General features: G+C 69.4%; 17 protein-coding genes. 11 read left to right on the top strand and 6 right to left on the bottom strand.

Features of this window, described 5'->3' with window-relative positions; translation table 11 throughout:
* Positions 1-26: 26 nt before the first annotated feature.
* From ABTW65_RS11425 to ABTW65_RS11440, 4 genes are read right to left on the bottom strand one after another with little or no spacing between them, the layout of a single operon-like run.
* A complete protein-coding gene (locus tag ABTW65_RS11425) occupies positions 27-452 on the bottom strand; it encodes a 4'-phosphopantetheinyl transferase family protein (protein WP_350660196.1) in 426 nt (141 codons plus the stop codon).
* A complete protein-coding gene (locus ABTW65_RS11430) occupies positions 452-1,198 on the bottom strand; it encodes an SDR family NAD(P)-dependent oxidoreductase (RefSeq protein WP_350660197.1) in 747 nt (248 codons plus the stop codon). The genes ABTW65_RS11425 and ABTW65_RS11430 overlap by 1 nt, the downstream gene beginning before the upstream one ends.
* Positions 1,191-2,411 (bottom strand): AMP-binding protein, encoded by a 1,221-nt coding sequence (locus ABTW65_RS11435; RefSeq protein WP_350660198.1) that lies wholly within the window; start codon positions 2,409-2,411, stop codon positions 1,191-1,193. Before ABTW65_RS11435 ends, ABTW65_RS11430 begins: the two co-directional genes overlap by 8 nt.
* On the bottom strand, positions 2,408-2,659 hold the full coding sequence (locus tag ABTW65_RS11440; protein WP_008354901.1) for a phosphopantetheine-binding protein: 252 nt from the start codon (positions 2,657-2,659) through the stop codon (positions 2,408-2,410). The genes ABTW65_RS11435 and ABTW65_RS11440 overlap by 4 nt, the downstream gene beginning before the upstream one ends.
* Before the next feature lie 52 nt (positions 2,660-2,711).
* Here ABTW65_RS11440 and ABTW65_RS11445 point away from each other — a divergent pair, with 52 nt between their 5' ends.
* Both ABTW65_RS11445 and pseI read left to right on the top strand, forming a co-directional pair.
* A complete protein-coding gene (locus tag ABTW65_RS11445) occupies positions 2,712-3,248 on the top strand; it encodes a GNAT family N-acetyltransferase (protein ID WP_350660199.1) in 537 nt (178 codons plus the stop codon).
* The gene (gene pseI, locus ABTW65_RS11450; RefSeq protein WP_350660200.1) at positions 3,248-4,303 is read left to right on the top strand and encodes a pseudaminic acid synthase; all 1,056 of its coding nucleotides are present in this window, start codon (positions 3,248-3,250) and stop codon (positions 4,301-4,303) included. The genes ABTW65_RS11445 and pseI overlap by 1 nt, the downstream gene beginning before the upstream one ends.
* Here pseI and ABTW65_RS11455 read toward each other — a convergent pair.
* On the bottom strand, positions 4,300-5,355 hold the full coding sequence (locus ABTW65_RS11455) for a PseG/SpsG family protein (RefSeq protein ID WP_350660201.1): 1,056 nt from the start codon (positions 5,353-5,355) through the stop codon (positions 4,300-4,302). The two genes, pseI and ABTW65_RS11455, sit on opposite strands and share 4 nt — an antisense overlap.
* An 81-nt stretch (positions 5,356-5,436) precedes the next feature.
* Here ABTW65_RS11455 and pseB point away from each other — a divergent pair, with 81 nt between their 5' ends.
* From pseB to ABTW65_RS11475, 4 genes are all read left to right on the top strand, one after another.
* Positions 5,437-6,495: a UDP-N-acetylglucosamine 4,6-dehydratase (inverting) gene (gene pseB / locus ABTW65_RS11460; RefSeq protein ID WP_350660202.1), complete on the top strand. Its 1,059-nt coding sequence runs from the start codon at positions 5,437-5,439 to the stop codon at positions 6,493-6,495.
* Between the two features lie 160 nt (positions 6,496-6,655).
* Positions 6,656-7,777: a DegT/DnrJ/EryC1/StrS family aminotransferase gene (locus ABTW65_RS11465; protein ID WP_350660203.1), complete on the top strand. Its 1,122-nt coding sequence runs from the start codon at positions 6,656-6,658 to the stop codon at positions 7,775-7,777.
* Positions 7,774-8,496 (top strand): cytidylyltransferase domain-containing protein, encoded by a 723-nt coding sequence (locus ABTW65_RS11470; protein ID WP_350660204.1) that lies wholly within the window; start codon positions 7,774-7,776, stop codon positions 8,494-8,496. The genes ABTW65_RS11465 and ABTW65_RS11470 overlap by 4 nt, the downstream gene beginning before the upstream one ends.
* 76 nt (positions 8,497-8,572) lie before the next feature.
* The gene (locus ABTW65_RS11475; RefSeq protein ID WP_350660206.1) at positions 8,573-9,718 is read left to right on the top strand and encodes a hypothetical protein; all 1,146 of its coding nucleotides are present in this window, start codon (positions 8,573-8,575) and stop codon (positions 9,716-9,718) included.
* A 26-nt stretch (positions 9,719-9,744) separates the two neighbouring features.
* Here the strand turns inward: ABTW65_RS11475 and ABTW65_RS11480 are convergent, their stop codons facing one another.
* Positions 9,745-12,042: a hypothetical protein gene (locus tag ABTW65_RS11480; protein WP_350660207.1), complete on the bottom strand. Its 2,298-nt coding sequence runs from the start codon at positions 12,040-12,042 to the stop codon at positions 9,745-9,747.
* Between the two features lie 73 nt (positions 12,043-12,115).
* On the opposite strand from ABTW65_RS11480, the gene ABTW65_RS11485 reads away from it, so the two are divergent.
* Genes ABTW65_RS11485 through ABTW65_RS11505 form a run of 5 tightly spaced genes read left to right on the top strand, consistent with a single transcriptional unit; the run spans position 12,116 to position 17,400 of the window.
* Positions 12,116-13,114, top strand: coding sequence for a glycosyltransferase (locus tag ABTW65_RS11485; protein ID WP_350660208.1), 999 nt, complete (start codon positions 12,116-12,118; stop codon positions 13,112-13,114).
* On the top strand, positions 13,111-14,115 hold the full coding sequence (locus tag ABTW65_RS11490) for an NAD-dependent epimerase/dehydratase family protein (protein WP_350660209.1): 1,005 nt from the start codon (positions 13,111-13,113) through the stop codon (positions 14,113-14,115). Before ABTW65_RS11485 ends, ABTW65_RS11490 begins: the two co-directional genes overlap by 4 nt.
* The gene (locus tag ABTW65_RS11495; protein ID WP_350660210.1) at positions 14,112-14,870 is read left to right on the top strand and encodes a class I SAM-dependent methyltransferase; all 759 of its coding nucleotides are present in this window, start codon (positions 14,112-14,114) and stop codon (positions 14,868-14,870) included. Before ABTW65_RS11490 ends, ABTW65_RS11495 begins: the two co-directional genes overlap by 4 nt.
* A gap of 59 nt (positions 14,871-14,929) precedes the next feature.
* Positions 14,930-15,769 (top strand): hypothetical protein, encoded by an 840-nt coding sequence (locus tag ABTW65_RS11500; RefSeq protein ID WP_350660211.1) that lies wholly within the window; start codon positions 14,930-14,932, stop codon positions 15,767-15,769.
* Positions 15,766-17,400: a hypothetical protein gene (locus tag ABTW65_RS11505; RefSeq protein ID WP_350660212.1), complete on the top strand. Its 1,635-nt coding sequence runs from the start codon at positions 15,766-15,768 to the stop codon at positions 17,398-17,400. Before ABTW65_RS11500 ends, ABTW65_RS11505 begins: the two co-directional genes overlap by 4 nt.

Here is a 17,400-nt window from a genome sequence, read left to right on the forward strand (position 1 = left end):
TGACGCGCCCGCGAATCTGATCGAACTCAGAGGTTACAGGCGAACGAACAGTCTCCCGCACTCCGGCCGATACCCCTCGGGGAACCGTCGCCGTGGAGTGTGCCGATCGACACCACGATGTCGCCCGGCAGACGTACGGTGCTCAGGCACACCCCCGCGCCGGGTCCGTCACCCCCGGCAGGGTCGTCGGCCATCAGGTCCACGATGTCGAGGACGCCGCGGCCGGTGAGCTTGACGACGCACTCGGCCCGGGTCCATCGTTCCCAGAACCCGTCGATGCCGAACCGCTTCGCGAGGGCCGCCGGGACCGTACGCTCCACCTCGGCGTCGACCGCCACCGGGAGGTCGTAGGAGCCCGCCCAGGCGACCACCCGGCCGTCGTGGAGGTGGCTGCGGGCGCGGTATCCGGCGAGCTCGGCATCGCTGCCGACATGGAGCCGGTCCCGGGACATCAGATCGAGCCGCCTCCGTCGATGACGATCGACTGACCGTTTATGTTGGTCTGCTCGAGCAGCAGCATCCGCACGGTCGGCACGACGTCCTCGGGGGTGGTCATCGCACCCGAAGGCGTACGCCGCGCGATCGACTCGAGCTGGTTCGCACCGAGCACCGCCGACATCTCCGAGGCGAAGAACCCGGGAGCGACCGAGTTGACCAGCACCCGGCCACCGAGCTCACGCGCCAGCGAGCGGGTCGCCGCGTCGAGACCTCCCTTGGTGGCCGAGTAAGCGACCAGGCCCTGATAGCCACGCTGGCCACAGATCGAGGTCACGTTGACGACCCGGCCCTTCAGGCCCTTGCCGATCAGGCGCCGCAGCACGAACCGGGTCAGCACCAGGGGCGCGGTCAGGTTGGTCTCGATGATCTGCGCGATCCGGTCGGAGGAGGTGTGCACGTGCAGCGAGTCCTGCCCGATCGCGGCGTTGTTGACCAGCCCGTCGATGACGCCGAGCGTCGCCTCGACCTCCTTGACGAACGCCTGGGCCGCCTTCTCGTCGGTCACGTCGACCGAGCCGAAATGGGTGTCCTCGGGGTATTTCGAGGCCAGCGCCTCGAGCTCGGGGGTCACCGTGCGCGCGAAGGCGGCGACCTTCACGCCACGCTCGAGCAGGTCGGTGACGATCGCGAGACCGAGGCCGCGCGAGGCACCGGAGACCAGCACGACGGACGCGGGCGGGAAGGGGTTCAGATCAGACATCGCTCTTCAGGGTCTCCTTGGCCGGGATCTCGGCAAGCATCTTGATGCGTCGCGGCACGGCGTACTCGGGCAGGCGTTCGGCGGCCCAACGGGTCAGGTCGTCGGTGGTCACGTCCGAGTCGTGGTCGGCGACCACGTCGGCGACGACCATGGTGCCGACCAGAGGCGCCTTCCGGCCGCGTACGGCCGCCCAGGCGATCGCGGGGTGGGACTGCAGCAGGTCGCGTACGGCACCGGCCGAGACCTTGGAGCCACCGACGTTGAGCTCGTCGCGGTCCAGGCGACCGGTGACCAGGACCCGGCCGTCCTCGATACGGGCGGCATCGCCGGTGCGTACGGCACCTGCCATCTCCGCGCCCGCGGCATCGGTGCCGTGGTGCGGCGAGGTGATCACCAGCTCACCATCGGCCACCGCCAGTCGCGGGCGGCCAGGGACGTCGCGGTCCAGCCACTCCTCCGGAAAGCCCGCGCGACCGTCGTGGACGACGATCGAGGCGCCCACCTCGGAGGAGGCGTAGATCCAGGAGACGCGTGCGTCCGGGAAGGCCTCGCCGAGCTGCGACAGCACGGCCTGGTCGACCGGTTCGCCACCGAGCGTGACCTGCTCGAGCGGCAGCTTCTGCAGCTCGGCGCCGTGGCGCATCAACGTACGCCGCCAGAACGTCGGGGTCCCGGACACGGCTGTGACGCCGTGCTCGAGCGCGGGCGTCACCCAGTCGTCCAGGTCGGCCGGGTCGACGAGCACCAGATCCTGGCCGGGCACGCCCAGCCCGAGGGTGATCACCTGCCACCAGGCGTAGGTGCCGGGCGAGTAGGGGCACAGCCAGGTGTGTGGCGCCACCCCGGTCACCGTCGAGAGCGACTCCAGGGTGTGACCGACCCGCTTGGGCCGGCCGGTCGACCCGGAGGTGAGCAGCCAGACCCGGCCGTCCTCGGCCGGACGGCTGTTGGTCGCCACCTGGACGTCGTCGCCGGTGACGAGGTCGAACCCGGCACCGCGCAACTCCTCGGCGAGGGATTCGTCGAGCCGTCCGGCGGCGACGACGAGCAGCTCGCCGCCGTCCTTCAGACCGGCGACCGCCGGCAGCGCATCGACGCTGTGCTCCACCACGTGGGCCGTCGGCGCCGACCGTGGGGCGGCGTGCTGGACGACCTCACCCCAGGTCGCTCGCCTCCCCGTCCGGGCGTCGACGACGAGGTTGTCGGCGATCACTGCCCCTGGATCTCCACGAGCAGGTCGAGCACGTCTCCGATCGTCTCGATCGAGCGAAGTCCGGCCGCCTCGAAGTTGAGCTCGTCACCGATCTCGTCCTCGACCCGGAGCGCGAGCTCGGAGAAGTCGAGGGAGCGAAAGCCGATGTCGGCCAGCTTCGCGGTGTCGTCAGCAGGCAGGGTCTTTCCCTGCACGGCCAGCACCTCACCCATCAGCTTGCGGACCGCCGGACGGTCAAGAGTCTCCATGGCCTCGGACCATATAACGTGACGGCGCATCCCCTGACGTCCGAGGAGACCGATGTTACGACCGGCGACCGACGCCGACCTGACGAGCATGCTGGCGTGGCGCAACCAGGACGCGAACCGGTCGGTGAGCATCAACCAGCACCTGATCCCCGCCGAGGAGCACGCCGCCTGGTGGTCCCGGGCCAGCCAGGACCCGACCCGGCGGGTGCTCATGTTCGAGTACGCCTCGCGCCCGCTCGGTGTGGTGACCTTCTTCGACCACGATCCCGTCGCCAGGTCGGCTTCCTGGGGGTTCTATCTCGACCATGACGGCACCACCGCCGACGGCACCGCGCTGCTGGCGTGGACCAAGGTGATGCGCGAGGCCGTGGCGTACGCCTTCGCCCCCGAGCCCGACGGCCTCGACATCGACCTCCTCGAGGGCGAGGTGCTCCCCCACAACGAATCCGTACGCGCCATGAACCGCCGGCTCGGGTTCACCGAGGGCGAGCCCTATGAGCAGGCCACCGAAGACGGCGTGGTGACCGCCATCCCGGTCAGCCTGCACCGCGACGACCGACCGACCCGACGTTCCGCCAAGGAGCAGTGATGACCCAGCACGAGATCACCGTCGGGGACCGCACGATCGGTCCCGGCCACGAGCCGTTCGTGATCGCGGAGATGTCCGGCAACCACGGTGGCGACCTGGAGCGGGCGCTCGACATCGTCCGCGCCGCGGGCGAGGCCGGCGCGCACGCGCTCAAGATCCAGACGTACACCGCCGACACCATCACCCTGGACGTCGACACCCCCGCCTTCCGGCTCTCGGCAGACCACCCGCTGTGGCCCAACCGCCGCCTCCACGAGCTCTACGAGGAGGCGCACACGCCGTGGGAGTGGCACGAGCCGATCTTCTCCCTGGCCAGCGAGCTCGGGATGGTGCCGTTCAGCGCCGCTTTCGACCCGACCGCGGTCGACTTCCTGGTCAAGCTCGGCGTCCCGATGCTGAAGTCGGCCTCCTCCGAGATCACCGACCTGCCGCTGGTCCGCGCGATCGCCGAGGCCGGGCTGCCGACGATCATCTCCACCGGCACGGCAACGCTCGCCGAGATCGATGCGGCGGTGCGTACGGCACGGGCGACCGGCAACGAGGACCTCGTCGTGCTGGCCTGCACCGCCTCCTACCCGGCTCCGCCGGAGGCCTCCAACCTCCGCGGGATCCCGGTGCTCCGTGACGGGCTCGACGTCGCTGTCGGCCTCTCCGACCACACGCTCGGCATCGGCGCCTCGGTCGCGGCCGTCGCCCTCGGCGCGTGCGTGATCGAGAAGCACATCACGCTCTCCCGCGAGGACGGCGCCGTCGACTCCGACTTCTCCCTGGAGCCGCACGAGTTCGCCTCGCTCGTCAGCGAGACGAGGATCGCCTGGCAGGCGCTCGGCGAGGCCCGGATCGGCCCGAAATCGGCCGAGCGCGAGGGCCTGCGGTTCCGTCGTTCGCTCTTCGTCACCCGCGACGTACGTGCCGGGGAGAAGGTCGGACCCGACAACGTACGCTCCGTCCGCCCCGCCGACGGGCTGCCGCCGGGCGACGTCGACATCGTCTTCGGCCGCACCTTCACCAAGGACACCCCGGCCGGCACACCGCTCAGCTGGGACCTGGTCTAGACCTGATCGCGGTCGAGGGCGAGGAGCGCGTCGGCGACGCGCGTCGGCCCTCGGCCGTCGACCATGGCCCAGCAGGCGGCGCGCAGCTTCTCCCGCAGACGTACGTCTCCCAGGAGCTCACGCATCCGGGCGACGGCATCCGCGGAGTCGCCGTCGAGCTCGGCCAGGGTGGCGATCCCGACGGCCAGCCGGTCCTGGTCCATCCGGACGTACGCGTCCTGCTGGTTGTCGGCGACGCAGACGAACCCGACCGCCGCACCTAGGCAGAAGAGCTCCCAGGCCGAGGTGCCGGCGGCGCTGAGCACCACGTCCGAGTCGGCGACCAGCTCGGCCAGGGTGTCGGTCGGCCCGATCACGTGGATGGCCTGCCCCGGCGCCGGCGGGATGCCGGCGATCTCCTCGGCCAGCTCCGGGGTGGCGGCGATGGCGGTCAGCTCCACGGCGTTCCCCGCCCGCGCGACCAGGCGCACGACGCGTGGGGAGACCCCGAAGGCGTCCGTCCCGCCGAAGAACGCCAGCACTCGCAGGGGCGTGTGCTCATCGGCCGCGGCCTTGGGTGCGCTCGGACGCTGCCGGACGATCTCACGTCGCTGCTGGGCGTAGTCGAGCCCACCGAGATGCCTGGCCCCCTCGGGGATGGCCCACGCGGAGGCCTCCGCGCCGAGGTTCTGGTCCAGGTAGAGGTCGGCGACCCGTCCGCGCGGGTCGCCGTCGGTGAGCGCCAGCAGCGGCCAGCGTTCCCTCAGGTCGGCGTAGACCGCGGTCGGGAGGAGATAGGAGTCCACGACCACCGACGACGGCTCGAGACGGGCGAGGACGTCGCGGACGTCGTCCGGTCCCGGCGACGCGATCTCGATCCCCCGGCGCCGCACCTGCTCCGCTGCCCACGGCACCCGGTCCAGGTCGGCGACCATCACGACGCGTACGCCGCGGGCGACGAGCTCCTCCCCGAGGGCCAGGCAGCGCATGACGTGCCCGATCCCGACATCGGGACCGGCGTCACACACCATGGCCACCCGAAGACGTACGGCCTCGAGCAACCCCACGGACATGTCTGCTCAACCTCTCGAATTCGCCTGTTCGTGACGGACCGCATGTGTCACCTTTTGAGCGCCGCATCGTTGGCGCAACAGATGAGGCCCAGAGTAGAGAGCATCCCTGTGACCGTGCCCAATTCGGAAGTCCGAGAGTCCACCCCGAACGACCATCCTCTCGATGGCGCCAGCATCTTGGTCACTGGTGGGACAGGCTCGTTCGGGAAGGCGTTCATCCGCCACCTCCTGGACAACCTCAACCCGAGGCGCGTGATCATCTTCTCGCGCGACGAGCTGAAGCAGTACGAGTGCCGCCAGCTGTTCGGGAACGACCCGAGGCTGCGCTGGTTCATCGGCGACGTACGTGACCGCGACCGGCTTCACCGGGCGCTCCACGGCGTCGACTACGTCGTCCACGCCGCTGCGCTCAAGCAGGTCGACACCGGGGAGTACAACCCCTTCGAGTTCATCAAGACCAACGTCCTGGGTTCGCAGAACGTCGTCGAGGCCTCCATCGACGCCGGCGTCAAGAAGGTCGTCGCCCTCTCGACCGACAAGGCCTCCTCGCCGATCAACCTCTATGGCGCGACCAAGCTGACGGCCGACAAGATCTTCATCCTCGGCAACAACTACGCCTCCTCCTACGAGACCCGGTTCTCCGTGGTGCGCTACGGCAACGTGACCGGCTCACGCGGTTCGATCATCCCGAAGTGGAAGGCGATGGCCGAGCGCGGCGAGGCGCTCGGCATCACCGACATGCGCTGCACCCGGTTCCTGATCACGCTGCCGCAGGCGGTGCAGATGGTGCTCGACACCTTCGAGATCATGCAGGGCGGCGAGTTGCTCGTCCCGCACATCCCCTCCCACAAGGTCGTCGACCTGGCAGAGGCGGTCGCCCCCGGTGCGAAGTTCGTCGACATCGGGCTCCGCCCGGGCGAGAAGCTCCACGAGGAGATGATCAGCCCGGAGGAGGGCCGCCGCGCGGTCAGCATCCGCGACGGGAAGTACTACGTGATCGAGCCCGAGAACCCGCAGTGGGGCTACAAGCCGATCATGGATGCCGTCCCGGTTCCCGACGGCTTCCACTGCGCCTCGGACAAGAACGACATCTGGTACGACGCCGAGGACCTCCGCAAGGTTCTGGAGTCAGGGATCTAGTGTCCCAATCCGAGAGTCCGTGCCGTAGGTCGTGCGATGCGTGCGTGCATCGCAAGGCGGCGTCGCGACGGCATACCGGGCGTCTTCCGAGCGATGCCAACGCGGCGAGGTGCGTGCGCAGCGTGCGACTTACGGCACGGAATGGAGGTGCGGGACACTAATGCTGCCCTACGGCCGCCAGTCGGTCTCCGAGGAGGACATCGAGGCAGTCACAGCGATCCTGCGCGGCGACTGGCTCACCACCGGGCCGACGGTCGCCGCGTTCGAGCAGGCGCTCTCCGACCTGGTCGGTGGGCACCGGGCGGTCACGTGCACCTCCGGCACCGCAGCCCTTCACATCGCCTACGCCGCCGCCGGGGTGGGTGCCGGTGACGAGGTCGTCACCACGCCGATGACGTTCGTCGCGACCGCGTCGGGGGCCTCGCTGCTCGGCGCGAAGGTCGTCTTCGCCGACGTCGAGGAGGACACCGCCCTCCTCGACCCGGCCGCGGTCGACGCGCTCGTCACCGACCGCACCAAGGTGGTCGCCGCCGTCGACTACGCCGGCCATCCCGCCGACTACGCCGCGCTGCAGGCGATCGCCGACCGGGTCGGCGCGCTGACCCTCGGTGACGCCGCCCATTCGATCGGTGGCTTCGCCGGCGGGCGCCCGGTCGGAGACCTGGCCGACCTGACCACGCTCTCGTTCTTCCCGACCAAGAACCTCACCACCGCCGAGGGCGGCGCTGTCGTCGCCAAGGACGCCGCCATCGCGCAGCGGGCCCACGAGTTCCACTTCGTCGGGCTGATGCGTGACGCCGACCGGTTCCGGATCAAGGACGAGGGGCCGTGGCACCAGGAGGTCCACGAGTTCGGGCTCAACTACCGGCTCACCGACCTGCAGTGCGCCTTCGGGCTCTCCCAGCTCGCCCGGCTTGCCGGGTTCAAGAAACGGCGTGCGGAGATCACCGCCCGCTACAACGCCGCGCTCGCCGACATCGACGGGCTGCGCCTGCCGGTCCAGCGCGAGGGCGTCGACCCGGCCTGGCATCTCTATCCGGTGCGCATCCTCGAGGACCGCCGGCGCGAGGTGTTCGAGAAGATGCGGGCAGCCGGCATCGGCGTACAGGTCAACTACATCCCGGTCTACTGGCACCCGGTCTACGCGGACCTGGGCTACCGGCGCGGGATGTGCCCCAACGCGGAAGCGTTCTACGCCGAGGAGCTCTCCTTGCCGCTGTACCCGGACCTGACCGACGACCAGGTCGACCAGGTCGTCGAGACGCTGATTGGAACCCTGTGAAGACCGCGGTCATCACCCAGGCGCGCATGACCAGCACCCGCCTCCCCGGCAAGGTGCTCCGGGAGGCGGCCGGCATCACCATGCTCGAGCACCACCTCACCCGGCTCACCGCTGCCGGACTCCCGGTGATCGTCGCGACGACCACCAACGTCGACGACGACCCGGTCGCCGTCCTGGCCGACAAGCTCGGCGCCGGGGTGGTGCGCGGCAGCGAGCCCGACGTGCTGTCGCGCTTCGCGCTGGCGGTGCGGGAGTTCGAGCCTGACGTCGTCGTCCGGGTGACCAGCGACTGCCCCTTGATCGACGGTGAGGTCGTACGCCGCGGCATCGACGCCTGGGCCGCGGCCGACGATCCCGCGCTCTATGCCAGCAACGCCCTGGAGCGCACCTACCCGCGCGGGCTCGACTTCGAGGTCTTCTCCGCGGCGGCGCTGCTGGAGGCCGACAGGCTCGCGACCGAGACGCCCCACCGCGAGCACGTCACCCCGTGGCTCTACACCGACGACGCCCGGCCCAAGCTCAACCTGCCGTGGGAGCGGGATGCCTCGGCGTACCGGATCACCCTCGACACCCCCGAGGACATGCGGCTCCTGCAGATCCTCATCGAGGACCACGACGCCCACCGTCTCGACACCCGTGGCCTCGTCTCCCTCCTGGAGAGCCGTCCCGAGCTGGTCGCGATCAACGCTCAGATCGAGCAGAAGAAGCTCGGCCAATAAGCCCCGGCCGGTAAGATCCGTGCCACGCGGGACGTCGCGCCGCACCCCATCCCAGCAGCGACACTTGGAGCGTTGCATGCAGAAGACTCTGATCGTCCATTCCGGCACTTTCAAGACCGGGAGCACGGCGATCCAGACCTTCCTTGCGCGCGCAAGCCGCGAGGGGAAGCTGCCTCCCGAGGTCGCCTATCCCACGATCGGCCGGGGCACGCACAGCGTCCAGCACCAGAACCTCTACTCCCAGCTCCTCGGCGAGGTGCTCTTCACGCCCGCTCTCGGCACCTGGGAGCAGCTCGTCGAGTCGATCGCCTCGGGCAGCGCCGAGACCACGGTGATCTCGTGCGAGTCGTTCTCGCTGCTCAAGCCCGAGCACATCAGCGCGATCGGTGAGTACGCCCGCCAAGCGGGCGCGAAGGTCCGTTGGGTCCACTACGTTCGCGACCAGGCCACGTTCTACAACGCCTTCTACGTCGAGCGGCTGATGGTGATGAGGCCCGAGCACGCCGAGCTGGTCGATCTCCCCTTCGAGGAGTTTCGCGAGTGGTCACCGCTCGACATGAGCTTCCTGCGCTACGGGGAGTTCGCGGACACCATCACCACTGCCATCCCGGGCGTCGACCTGCGGCTTCGCCCCTTCATCCGCAAGGAGCTGCACCACGGGAACGCGGTCGCGGACTTCCTCAGCACGTGCGAGCTCCCGATCCAGGGCGAGGGGGCTGGGTCGACCAACGTCGGATCCGGCTGGCGGACCGTCGAGACCGCCCGGCACGTGGCTCCGATCGTGGCAGCGGCACCGATGCGTGGCCGGCTCAGAGGCGTCGACTCCTGGAAGGCCACCCGGCTCAAGTGGATCCAGATCCTCCGTGGCGAGTTCGTCACCAGGGCCACTCAGCTCGGCTGGAACGACACCAGCGCGGTCTACATGACCTCCGAGTTCCGCCAGGAGCTTCTCGACGACTATCGCGACGACAACCTCCTCATCGGCAAGCTCGGCGGCTTCTCCTTCACCGACATGATCGAGCAGAGCAGCTTCCCCGAATACAACATCGGCGACTACGCCACGATCCCCGGCGACGAGGTGATGCAGGTCGTGAAGCTGGTCATGCAGGGTCTGCACACGATGCCGGAGGAGATCCAGCAGGAGGTCGAGGACGCTCGCGCCCGTCGAAGGGAAGCGGAGGCCTCGCAGCGTGGCCGGCTCCGCCGCCTCCTGCGCCGTTGACCGGCGCGTGATCGGCCCCGCGGAGTTCAGCGCAGGTCGAACACGGAGTACAGGCCGCCCTTGAAGCGCGGCTGGCCGACCTCGCGGCGCAGGCCGGGGAGGTCAGCGCGATAGCGGCGATCGACGACGAGCCAGTCGACCCCGTGCTCGTCGCGCAACTTGGCGAGCGTGGCCTTAGACGGGTGCCTGATGGCCGCATCGTTGGCCGCGAGCAGCTCTGGATCCCAGAATGGCAGATACGCCGAGTTGTTGAGGTCCGTGGACGGCAGCCCGACCACGAGCGGGTCGATGTAGGCCCATCCCTCCACCAGGACCCGGCGCTCGGCGTACGCCGCGATCCAGAAGTTCCTGCGGTCGCAGTCAGGCACTGGCAGCCCGATGCAATGGGCGTTGGTCGCGATCAGCTCATCGGGCTGCGAGTGCTCGCGGACGAACCGTGCGGCGGCGACACCACCTGGGCCGATGATGTCCGTGTCAGGAGCCCGGGGAAGCGCGGGACCGACCGTTGCCAGAGCGATGGTCTGCGGCGCCCCGGCGAGCACGACCCCCAGCATCAGCGCCGCGACGCCCGGGAGCGCCGCGATCGTCGAGCGCTTGGCGTAGACCAGCACGATGACGACCGAGGCAGCGAGCAACAGCAGCCCGATGACGAGCTGAGTCAGCAACGTCGCCGTGAAGGTCGAGCCGCTCGCCGGCATGTCATCGCCGACCAACAGCCTCGCCGCCACGACCGTGAGGCAGCCGAGAACGGCACAGCCGACGATCCGGACGCCGTCGCGCAACGACAGGTCGCCGGGGACGATGTCCGACAGCGCGACTGCGGTGGCGACGGCGATGAACCCGCTGGCGCCCAGGAGGAAGTACCCCTGGCTCAGCGCGGGGTGGCTCAGCACCAGGAATGCGCCGGCACCAGCGGCCCAGGTGCCTGCCAGGAACCACCGATCGGGCCGACGCCAGCCGCCACGCACCAGGCCCACGATCAACGGCAATGCGACGAGGACGAACCCGACGATGAAACAGATCCAGATCGTGAATGGCGCGGAGCTGGGCAGCGACTCCCCCTCCGGCAGCATCAACGCGCCCAGAGTCTGGACGGTGCTTCCGTTGAGATCGATCGACGTCGCCCTGGTCCCGCCGCCGTAGAACAGCTGCTGCACGACCAGGAAGACCGCGACAGCCGACCCCAGCACTGCTGCCAGGGTGATGACCATCCGCTTGCGGCGCACCAGAGCTGAGACGAGAAGCGCCAGGAACAGGCCGGCGATGATCGTCGGCAGGGCAGACGACTTCGCGCCGGCCACAGCGATCATGACGACCACCATGAGCGACCACGCCTGCCATCGCCACTGCTCGCGCCGGATCATCTCGATGATCAGCACCATCAGGACCATCTGGAGCGGCATCACGAACGCGTGGGTCGGGCTGTTGAACGCACCTGCGACGGAGTCGAAGGCCATCTGCGCGGGGTTGACCAGGCTCGTCCAGCCGAAGAAGTCGGGGGTCGTGCCCATCGTGAGAACCAGGGCGGCGACGAAGCCGGGCCATGCCCGCCCGGTGAGACGCACCGTCGCCGCGTACACCCCACCGACCGTGAGCAGGAGGAGCAGCGCGATCGACAGGCTGCGCATCAGCACGATGAGCTCGATGTTCGTGATCGTCGCCGCGGACGCCAGGTGGACGTAGACCAGCCAGTGGTAGAAGAGCGGCGTGCCCTCCACCCATGGCATCTGGGCGGGAAAGTGGTGGAGCAGATCGCCGGCGATCGCGAGGTGGAAGGGCTCGTCGACGTACGGCGCCCGCAGCGCGTCGATCGGTCGGTATGACCAGATCTGGTTCGTGACCAGAAGAATCTGTACACCGGCCACCGCCGCACCGGCCCACGACCAGAGGCTCGCCCGTCCGATCACCACCGGACCGACCCGTCGTCGGCGCCAGAGGACGACCAGCGCGCCGACGAGCACCGCGACCGGATAGCCGTAGATCAGCTGGGTGAGATCGAAGAGCCGCAGCAGCACGTAGAGCGGAGCCTCGAGGACGAGTCCGAGGATGGTGCCGAGGATCAGGTCGTTGCCGAGACTCGGGCCAGGTTTGGCCACAGCTCGCCACACCACGGCGCCCGGGAAGGTGAGGAACGCCAGGACGTACCCGGTGAAGAGCAGCGCGTCGCCGAGCTCGACTCTGGCGACGCGCATCGCGAGCACGAGCGTCGCGACGACAACCAGCACACCCGGGAGAGGTCCGGACCACGACCTTCCCGAACCCATGCGGTCCGAGGAAGACTTCGCGTCGGGTGCGACGCGTACGGTCGCCGGGTCAGCGGTCACCCGGGCGATCATGCCAACAAAACGCCTACATGGAGTACACCGAAGCCCCTCCGGATGCGCTATTTTCCTAGCGATGTCCCTCACCCATACCGTCTCCGTCGTCATCCCGGTCTACCGCGGTGCCGAGACGCTTCCGGAAGTGGTGAGCGAGGTCGTCGACCTCGCCGAACCGTTCGTCACCCCGAACGGGCACCAGGGACGTGTCACCGAGATCCTCCTGGTCCACGACCACGGCCCGGACACCTCTGATCTCGCCATGCGACAGCTCGCGGAGAAGTACGACATCGTTCGCCCGATCTGGCTGAGCCGAAACTTCGGCCAGCACGCCGCGACCCTTGCCGGCCTGGCCTCGTCGGGATCGGACTGGATCGTCACGATGGACGAGGACGGCCAGCACGACCCGGCGTACATCCTGCCGATGCTCGACACGGCGCTCAGGGAGCGAGCCGCCCTCGTCTACGCCCGCCCCACCAACGCGGCGCCGCACGGTCCGCTGCGCAACCTGACGTCGCGCGGCTCGAAGGTCGTCATCGACCGCCTCATGCCCGGTGGCAGCGCCCGGCAGTTCAACAGCTTCCGCCTGATCCTGGGCGAGTACGGCCGGAGCGTCTCCGCCTACGCCGCCAACGGGGTCTACCTCGACGTCGCGCTGAGCTGGGTGATCTCGGATGTGGCGACCTGTCCGGTGGAGCTGCGCGAGGAGGGTGAGCGGCCCTCCGGCTACAACTACCGCTCCTTGATGTCGCACTTCTGGCGGATGGTGCTCACCGGCGGCACCCGGCTGCTGCGCGCAGTCAGCATCTGCGGAGCCCTGCTCGCCGCGTCCGGCATCGTCCTCGCGGTCGTGCTGGTCGTCGCCCGTCTTGCCGGCGGGGTTCCGGTCCAGGGCTGGACCTCGTTGATGGCGGCCGTGCTGGTCTGCTCCGGCTCCATCATGCTAACCCTCGGAGTGATCGCCGAATACCTCGGCGTCGCCGTCAACATGGCCATGGGCAAGCCGCTCTACGTCATCGTCAGTGACCCCGCGAACGGCCCGCTTCGCGAGTCACCCCCGCCGGGTCATCCCGAGTGACCGGCGCTCAGCGCCCTTCCCGACCGCCCACGCTCGTCGTCGGCAGCGGCGGCCTGCTCGGCCGCCATGTGAGCAGCGCGTTCGAGCGCTCGGGGGCCTCTGTGCGGAGGGTGAGCGTGCCCTGGCACGAACCGGTCGCCGCTCGCGCCGCCCTGAGGTCCGAGCTCACCTCCTTCGTCGGCTCCTCGCCGGACGGCCGCCTCAACATCGCCTGGTGTGCCGGCGCGGGCGTCGTGGCCACCCCGGCGGACGAGCTCGAGACCGAGGTGTCGCTCTTCCGCGATGTGCTTGCCGACCTGCAATCAGCACTGCGGCCCACCACCCGGCTCGCGTTCTTCTTCGCCTCCTCCGTCGGTGGCGTCTACGCCGGATCGGCCGATCCCCCGTTCACCGAGCTCTCCGAGCCTCGTCCACTGGTGGCGTACGGCAGGGCCAAGCTGGCCATGGAAGAGGCACTGACCGCATTCTGCGCCGAGACGGGATCGGTGGCGCTGCTCGGCCGGATCACCAATCTCTACGGGCCCGGCCAGAAGCTCTCCAAGCCCCAGGGCCTGGTCTCTCAGCTGTGTCTGGCTCAGCTGCGCGGCACGCCACTGCCGGTCTGGGTCTCCTTCGACACCATCCGGGACTATCTCTACGTCGGTGACTGCGCCGAGATGGTCGTCGACGCCCTCGACGGCCTCCACGAGCACGTACGAGGTGCCGGATCGAACGCCGTCGTCAAGATCCTGGCCACCGGCACCGGAGCGACCCTCTCGGCCGTCATCGGTGAGACCAACCGCGTCTTCAGACGACGGGCGAGGCTGCGCATCCCGGGAGCCGGCACGCCCGGCCAGGCACGCGACCTGCGCGTCCGCAGCGTCGTATGGCCCGAGCTCGACAAACGGATACAAACACCCTTCTCCGTTGGCGTGCGTCGCATCGCCGATGAGATCGCGCTGGCCTACGCTGCTGGTACCTCCGCACTTCCGACCCACGTGAGCGAGATCTCCATCCGATGACCGAAACGGGCATGCTGCTGGGCACCAGGACGGGCGGCTCTCCATCGATCGCCCAGAGCGACTACTGGTGGTACCGAGCGCGCACCCGGATCCTCGAGACCGTCATGAAGCCGTACGTCGGGACGCCGCGCCGCCTCCTCGACGTCGGCAGCGCCGACGGGCCCAGCGTCACCTGGCTCCGGGGCACGGCCGAGCATCACGTCTCGCTGGACGTCGATCCGCGTGGCCTCGCCGACGGCGGCGTGTGCGGCTCCGCGACCCGGCTTCCGTTCGCCGACGGCTCCTTCGACGTGGTCGCGGCCTTCGACGTCATCGAGCACTGCGATCCCGAGGCCACCGCCCTCGCCGAGATCGAGCGGGTTCTCGCTCCCGGCGGCCGCTTCCTCATGTCCGTGCCGGCGTACAACTGGGCCTGGACCGGCCATGACGACCTCAACCACCACTATCGGCGCTACACCCGGCGGCGGGCGGTGGCGGCGGTCAGGGCAGCCGGGTTGTCGCCCGTGCGCGCGACGTACGGCTTCACGGGGACGTTTCCGATGTTCGCCGCTCAGCGCCTGGTCACCCGGGTCAAGGAGCGCGGTCCGGCCGGTGCGCAGCAGCTTCCCGACGGCGGTGTCGCACCGCTTCCCGAGGTCTCGCCCGCGATCGAGAAGGTCCTGCTCGGCGCCACCCGCATCGACCAGCGGCTGCTGCCCCGACTCGATCTGCCGTTCGGGTCCTCGGTGCTGGTCGCCGCGGTCAAGGCCAGCTAAAAATGCTTACACTTCAAAGGCGGGCCGGTCGACGTTCGCCAGACCGTGGAGACTGAGACTTGGACACGAGCAATCACTGGTACGGACACGCCCACATCCTCTCGGAGTACTGCGGACTCTCGTTCGAGCAGCCGCGCCCGATCTGGGGCGTGCTCCAGCACGGCTGGAACCTCCTTCACGGCTTCGGCCCGGGCCACGAGCCGCCCTATGGCTTCCCCAAGTTCGTCTGGTCCCACGCGAACCTGCGCCGGGGCCAAGCGGTCGGCTGGCGCGACTATGCCGTGATCGGCGCTCCGTGGAACTACCTGCTCGAGCTCAAGAAGGACGTCGAGCCCGTTCCCCCGGCTGAGGAGCGCGAGGGAACGATCTTCTACCCGTTCCACACCTGGGATCACGGTGAGGTCAGCGGCGATCACGACCGGCTGATCGCGGAGATTCGGGACACCGAGGACGGCCCGGTGACCGTCTGTCTCTACTGGATCGAGTACGACATGCCCGAGATCCGTCGCCGCTATGAGGACGCCGGCTTCCGGGTCATCTGTCACGGCAAGCGAGGCACGTTGCGTCAGGGTACGGACACCCGCTTCCTCCACAAGCAGTACTCGGAGCAGATCCGCCACCGCCGGGTCGCGTCGAACCGCCTGACCACGGCGATCTTCTACGGCGCCTCGGTCGGTTCCGAGGTCGCGGTCTACGGAGACCCGATGACCTTCGCCGACGTCAGGGACGCCAGCGTGCGGGACGGGAACGAGCAGGCCAAGCGGCTGTTCCCCGAGTTCCACGGGGTGGAGACCGACGCAGAGGAAGTACGCGCCACGACCGTGCGCGAGCTCGGGCTGGATGCCATGGCGTCGCCTGCTGAGCTGCGCGCGCTCTTCGGATGGGAGATCACAGCATGAACGACACCGACACGCCTTCGAAGGTCGCCGCCTACAGCGTCGTCCCGGGCGACATGTACGACTGGTCCGACATGGCCGGCGGCGGCGCGCTCCCTCGCGGCCCGGTTCTGACCCGGTTCGCTGTCGCGACGGCAACCGGGGCCTCCCACCTGCTCGTCGTCGGCCCGCACGACCTCGACCTGCTCGATGCGGTCGTCGGTCTGGCCGCGACGACGACCGTCGTCCTCCGGACACATTCCGATGCGGAGCTCGTCTCCGAGCGGTACGCCGGCAGATCTGTCGACGTCGTCTGTGGCGATCTGCGGTCTTGGGCCTCCGATCGGCCGGCCGACGCCGTGCTCGCGCTGGACGGGTTCGGACGGGTCGCGACGATCGACACGGACCCGGCGGACTGGCACGCGATCTCCGAGCACCTCGCCGGCCTCGCGACGGGTGACTCCCGCCTGGCGCTGGTCGTTCCGAACCCGGGATCCCCGCTCGCCCAGCTCAGGGCCGTCACCCCAGAAGCCTCCAACGAGAACGCCGACTGGTCGTTCCCCGTCCATGACCGTGCGAACCCGCTGAGCCTCGCGGACGCGAGCGCACGGTTCGGCGGCCGCGGCTACACGCTGTGGCCCGACGTCGGCTCGCCCACCCTGGCCGCCGTTCCCGAAGCTTGTTCGGTGGCGCTCGCCGTCGCTCACGGACGACCCTCCGACACCTCCACGTTGCGCGAGGTCCAGCCCGCTCTGGGCCAGGCCCTGGACGCGTTGGGACCCGCTGCGGCCGCCGGTGGTTGGCTGGTCACGCGGGGCCCTGACGCGATCTCTTCTGTCGTCGGTGTCGACCGGACTGGTGACGAGACGTCCTGGACGGCTGCCGAGCGGTCCTGGCTGGTCGAAGCCATGCGCGAGTCGGCACGCCGGGACGCCTCGGGCCTTCGCCGCCACGTACGCCAGCTGCACGACGCGATCGCCGACGCGCCCGAGCGGTGGTGCGGTCTTCAGGTCGACGAGATCGGCCTCGACGCCGGCGTCGTCGTCCCTGTCCACGAGTCGACGGTGAAGCTCGGCGAGTCCGCCGAGGAGATCCTCATCGGGCTGCTGGACGAGCTTGCCGCGTTCCTCTGTGCGGCGGGGTGGCGCCACCCCTGGCCCGCCGGTCGCGGCCGGGACGAGCTCGCCGTCCTGCTCGCGGCGACCATCGATGTCGCGGTCACTCCGGCAGAGGTTCGCCTGGTACGTCAGCGTCGAGAGTCCGCGCTCTCCTCGACCGGCATGACCCCCGTGGTCGCAGGTCGGCAGGCGCCGCAGGACGCCGATCCGAGCGAGCTGCGGAAGCTCGCGGAGGAGAACGAGGCGCTGCGCGGTCAGGTGACCTGGTTCAAGCAGCAGATGCGGCAACGTCAGACGATGACCCACGAGGTACGCACGGCAGCCCGACGCGACGTCGAGGCACTGAACGATCGCATCAAGGAGCTGGAGGGTCAGCTGAGCGCTCTGCAGGCCCCCGCCGTCAGCCGGGTCGCCAAGCGTGCGTCAGCCGTCCCCGGGCGGGCGCGTTCCGGCTTCGGACGTGTGCCCGGGGCCCGGCGCGCAGCACGCCTGCTCAGGAGGGTTCTCCGCAGGATCCGACGCGTGGCCAAGCGCTAG

Source organism: Nocardioides sp. NPDC127503 (assembly GCF_040302165.1).
Taxonomy (GTDB): Bacteria; Actinomycetota; Actinomycetes; order Propionibacteriales; family Nocardioidaceae; genus Nocardioides.

What these genes read in the sequence shown, in the direction of transcription:
- ABTW65_RS11425 (WP_350660196.1), bottom strand. Translation starts at nt 452, where the DNA reads ATGTCCCGGGACCGGCTCCATGTCGGCAGCGATGCCGAGCTCGCCGGA.
- ABTW65_RS11430 (WP_350660197.1), bottom strand. Translation starts at nt 1,198, where the DNA reads ATGTCTGATCTGAACCCCTTCCCGCCCGCGTCCGTCGTGCTGGTCTCC.
- ABTW65_RS11440 (WP_008354901.1), bottom strand. Translation starts at nt 2,659, where the DNA reads ATGGAGACTCTTGACCGTCCGGCGGTCCGCAAGCTGATGGGTGAGGTG.
- ABTW65_RS11445 (WP_350660199.1), top strand. Translation starts at nt 2,712, where the DNA reads ATGTTACGACCGGCGACCGACGCCGACCTGACGAGCATGCTGGCGTGG.
- pseI (WP_350660200.1), top strand. Translation starts at nt 3,248, where the DNA reads ATGACCCAGCACGAGATCACCGTCGGGGACCGCACGATCGGTCCCGGC.
- ABTW65_RS11455 (WP_350660201.1), bottom strand. Translation starts at nt 5,355, where the DNA reads ATGTCCGTGGGGTTGCTCGAGGCCGTACGTCTTCGGGTGGCCATGGTG.
- pseB (WP_350660202.1), top strand. Translation starts at nt 5,437, where the DNA reads ATGAGGCCCAGAGTAGAGAGCATCCCTGTGACCGTGCCCAATTCGGAA.
- ABTW65_RS11465 (WP_350660203.1), top strand. Translation starts at nt 6,656, where the DNA reads ATGCTGCCCTACGGCCGCCAGTCGGTCTCCGAGGAGGACATCGAGGCA.
- ABTW65_RS11475 (WP_350660206.1), top strand. Translation starts at nt 8,573, where the DNA reads ATGCAGAAGACTCTGATCGTCCATTCCGGCACTTTCAAGACCGGGAGC.
- ABTW65_RS11485 (WP_350660208.1), top strand. Translation starts at nt 12,116, where the DNA reads ATGTCCCTCACCCATACCGTCTCCGTCGTCATCCCGGTCTACCGCGGT.
- ABTW65_RS11495 (WP_350660210.1), top strand. Translation starts at nt 14,112, where the DNA reads ATGACCGAAACGGGCATGCTGCTGGGCACCAGGACGGGCGGCTCTCCA.
- ABTW65_RS11505 (WP_350660212.1), top strand. Translation starts at nt 15,766, where the DNA reads ATGAACGACACCGACACGCCTTCGAAGGTCGCCGCCTACAGCGTCGTC.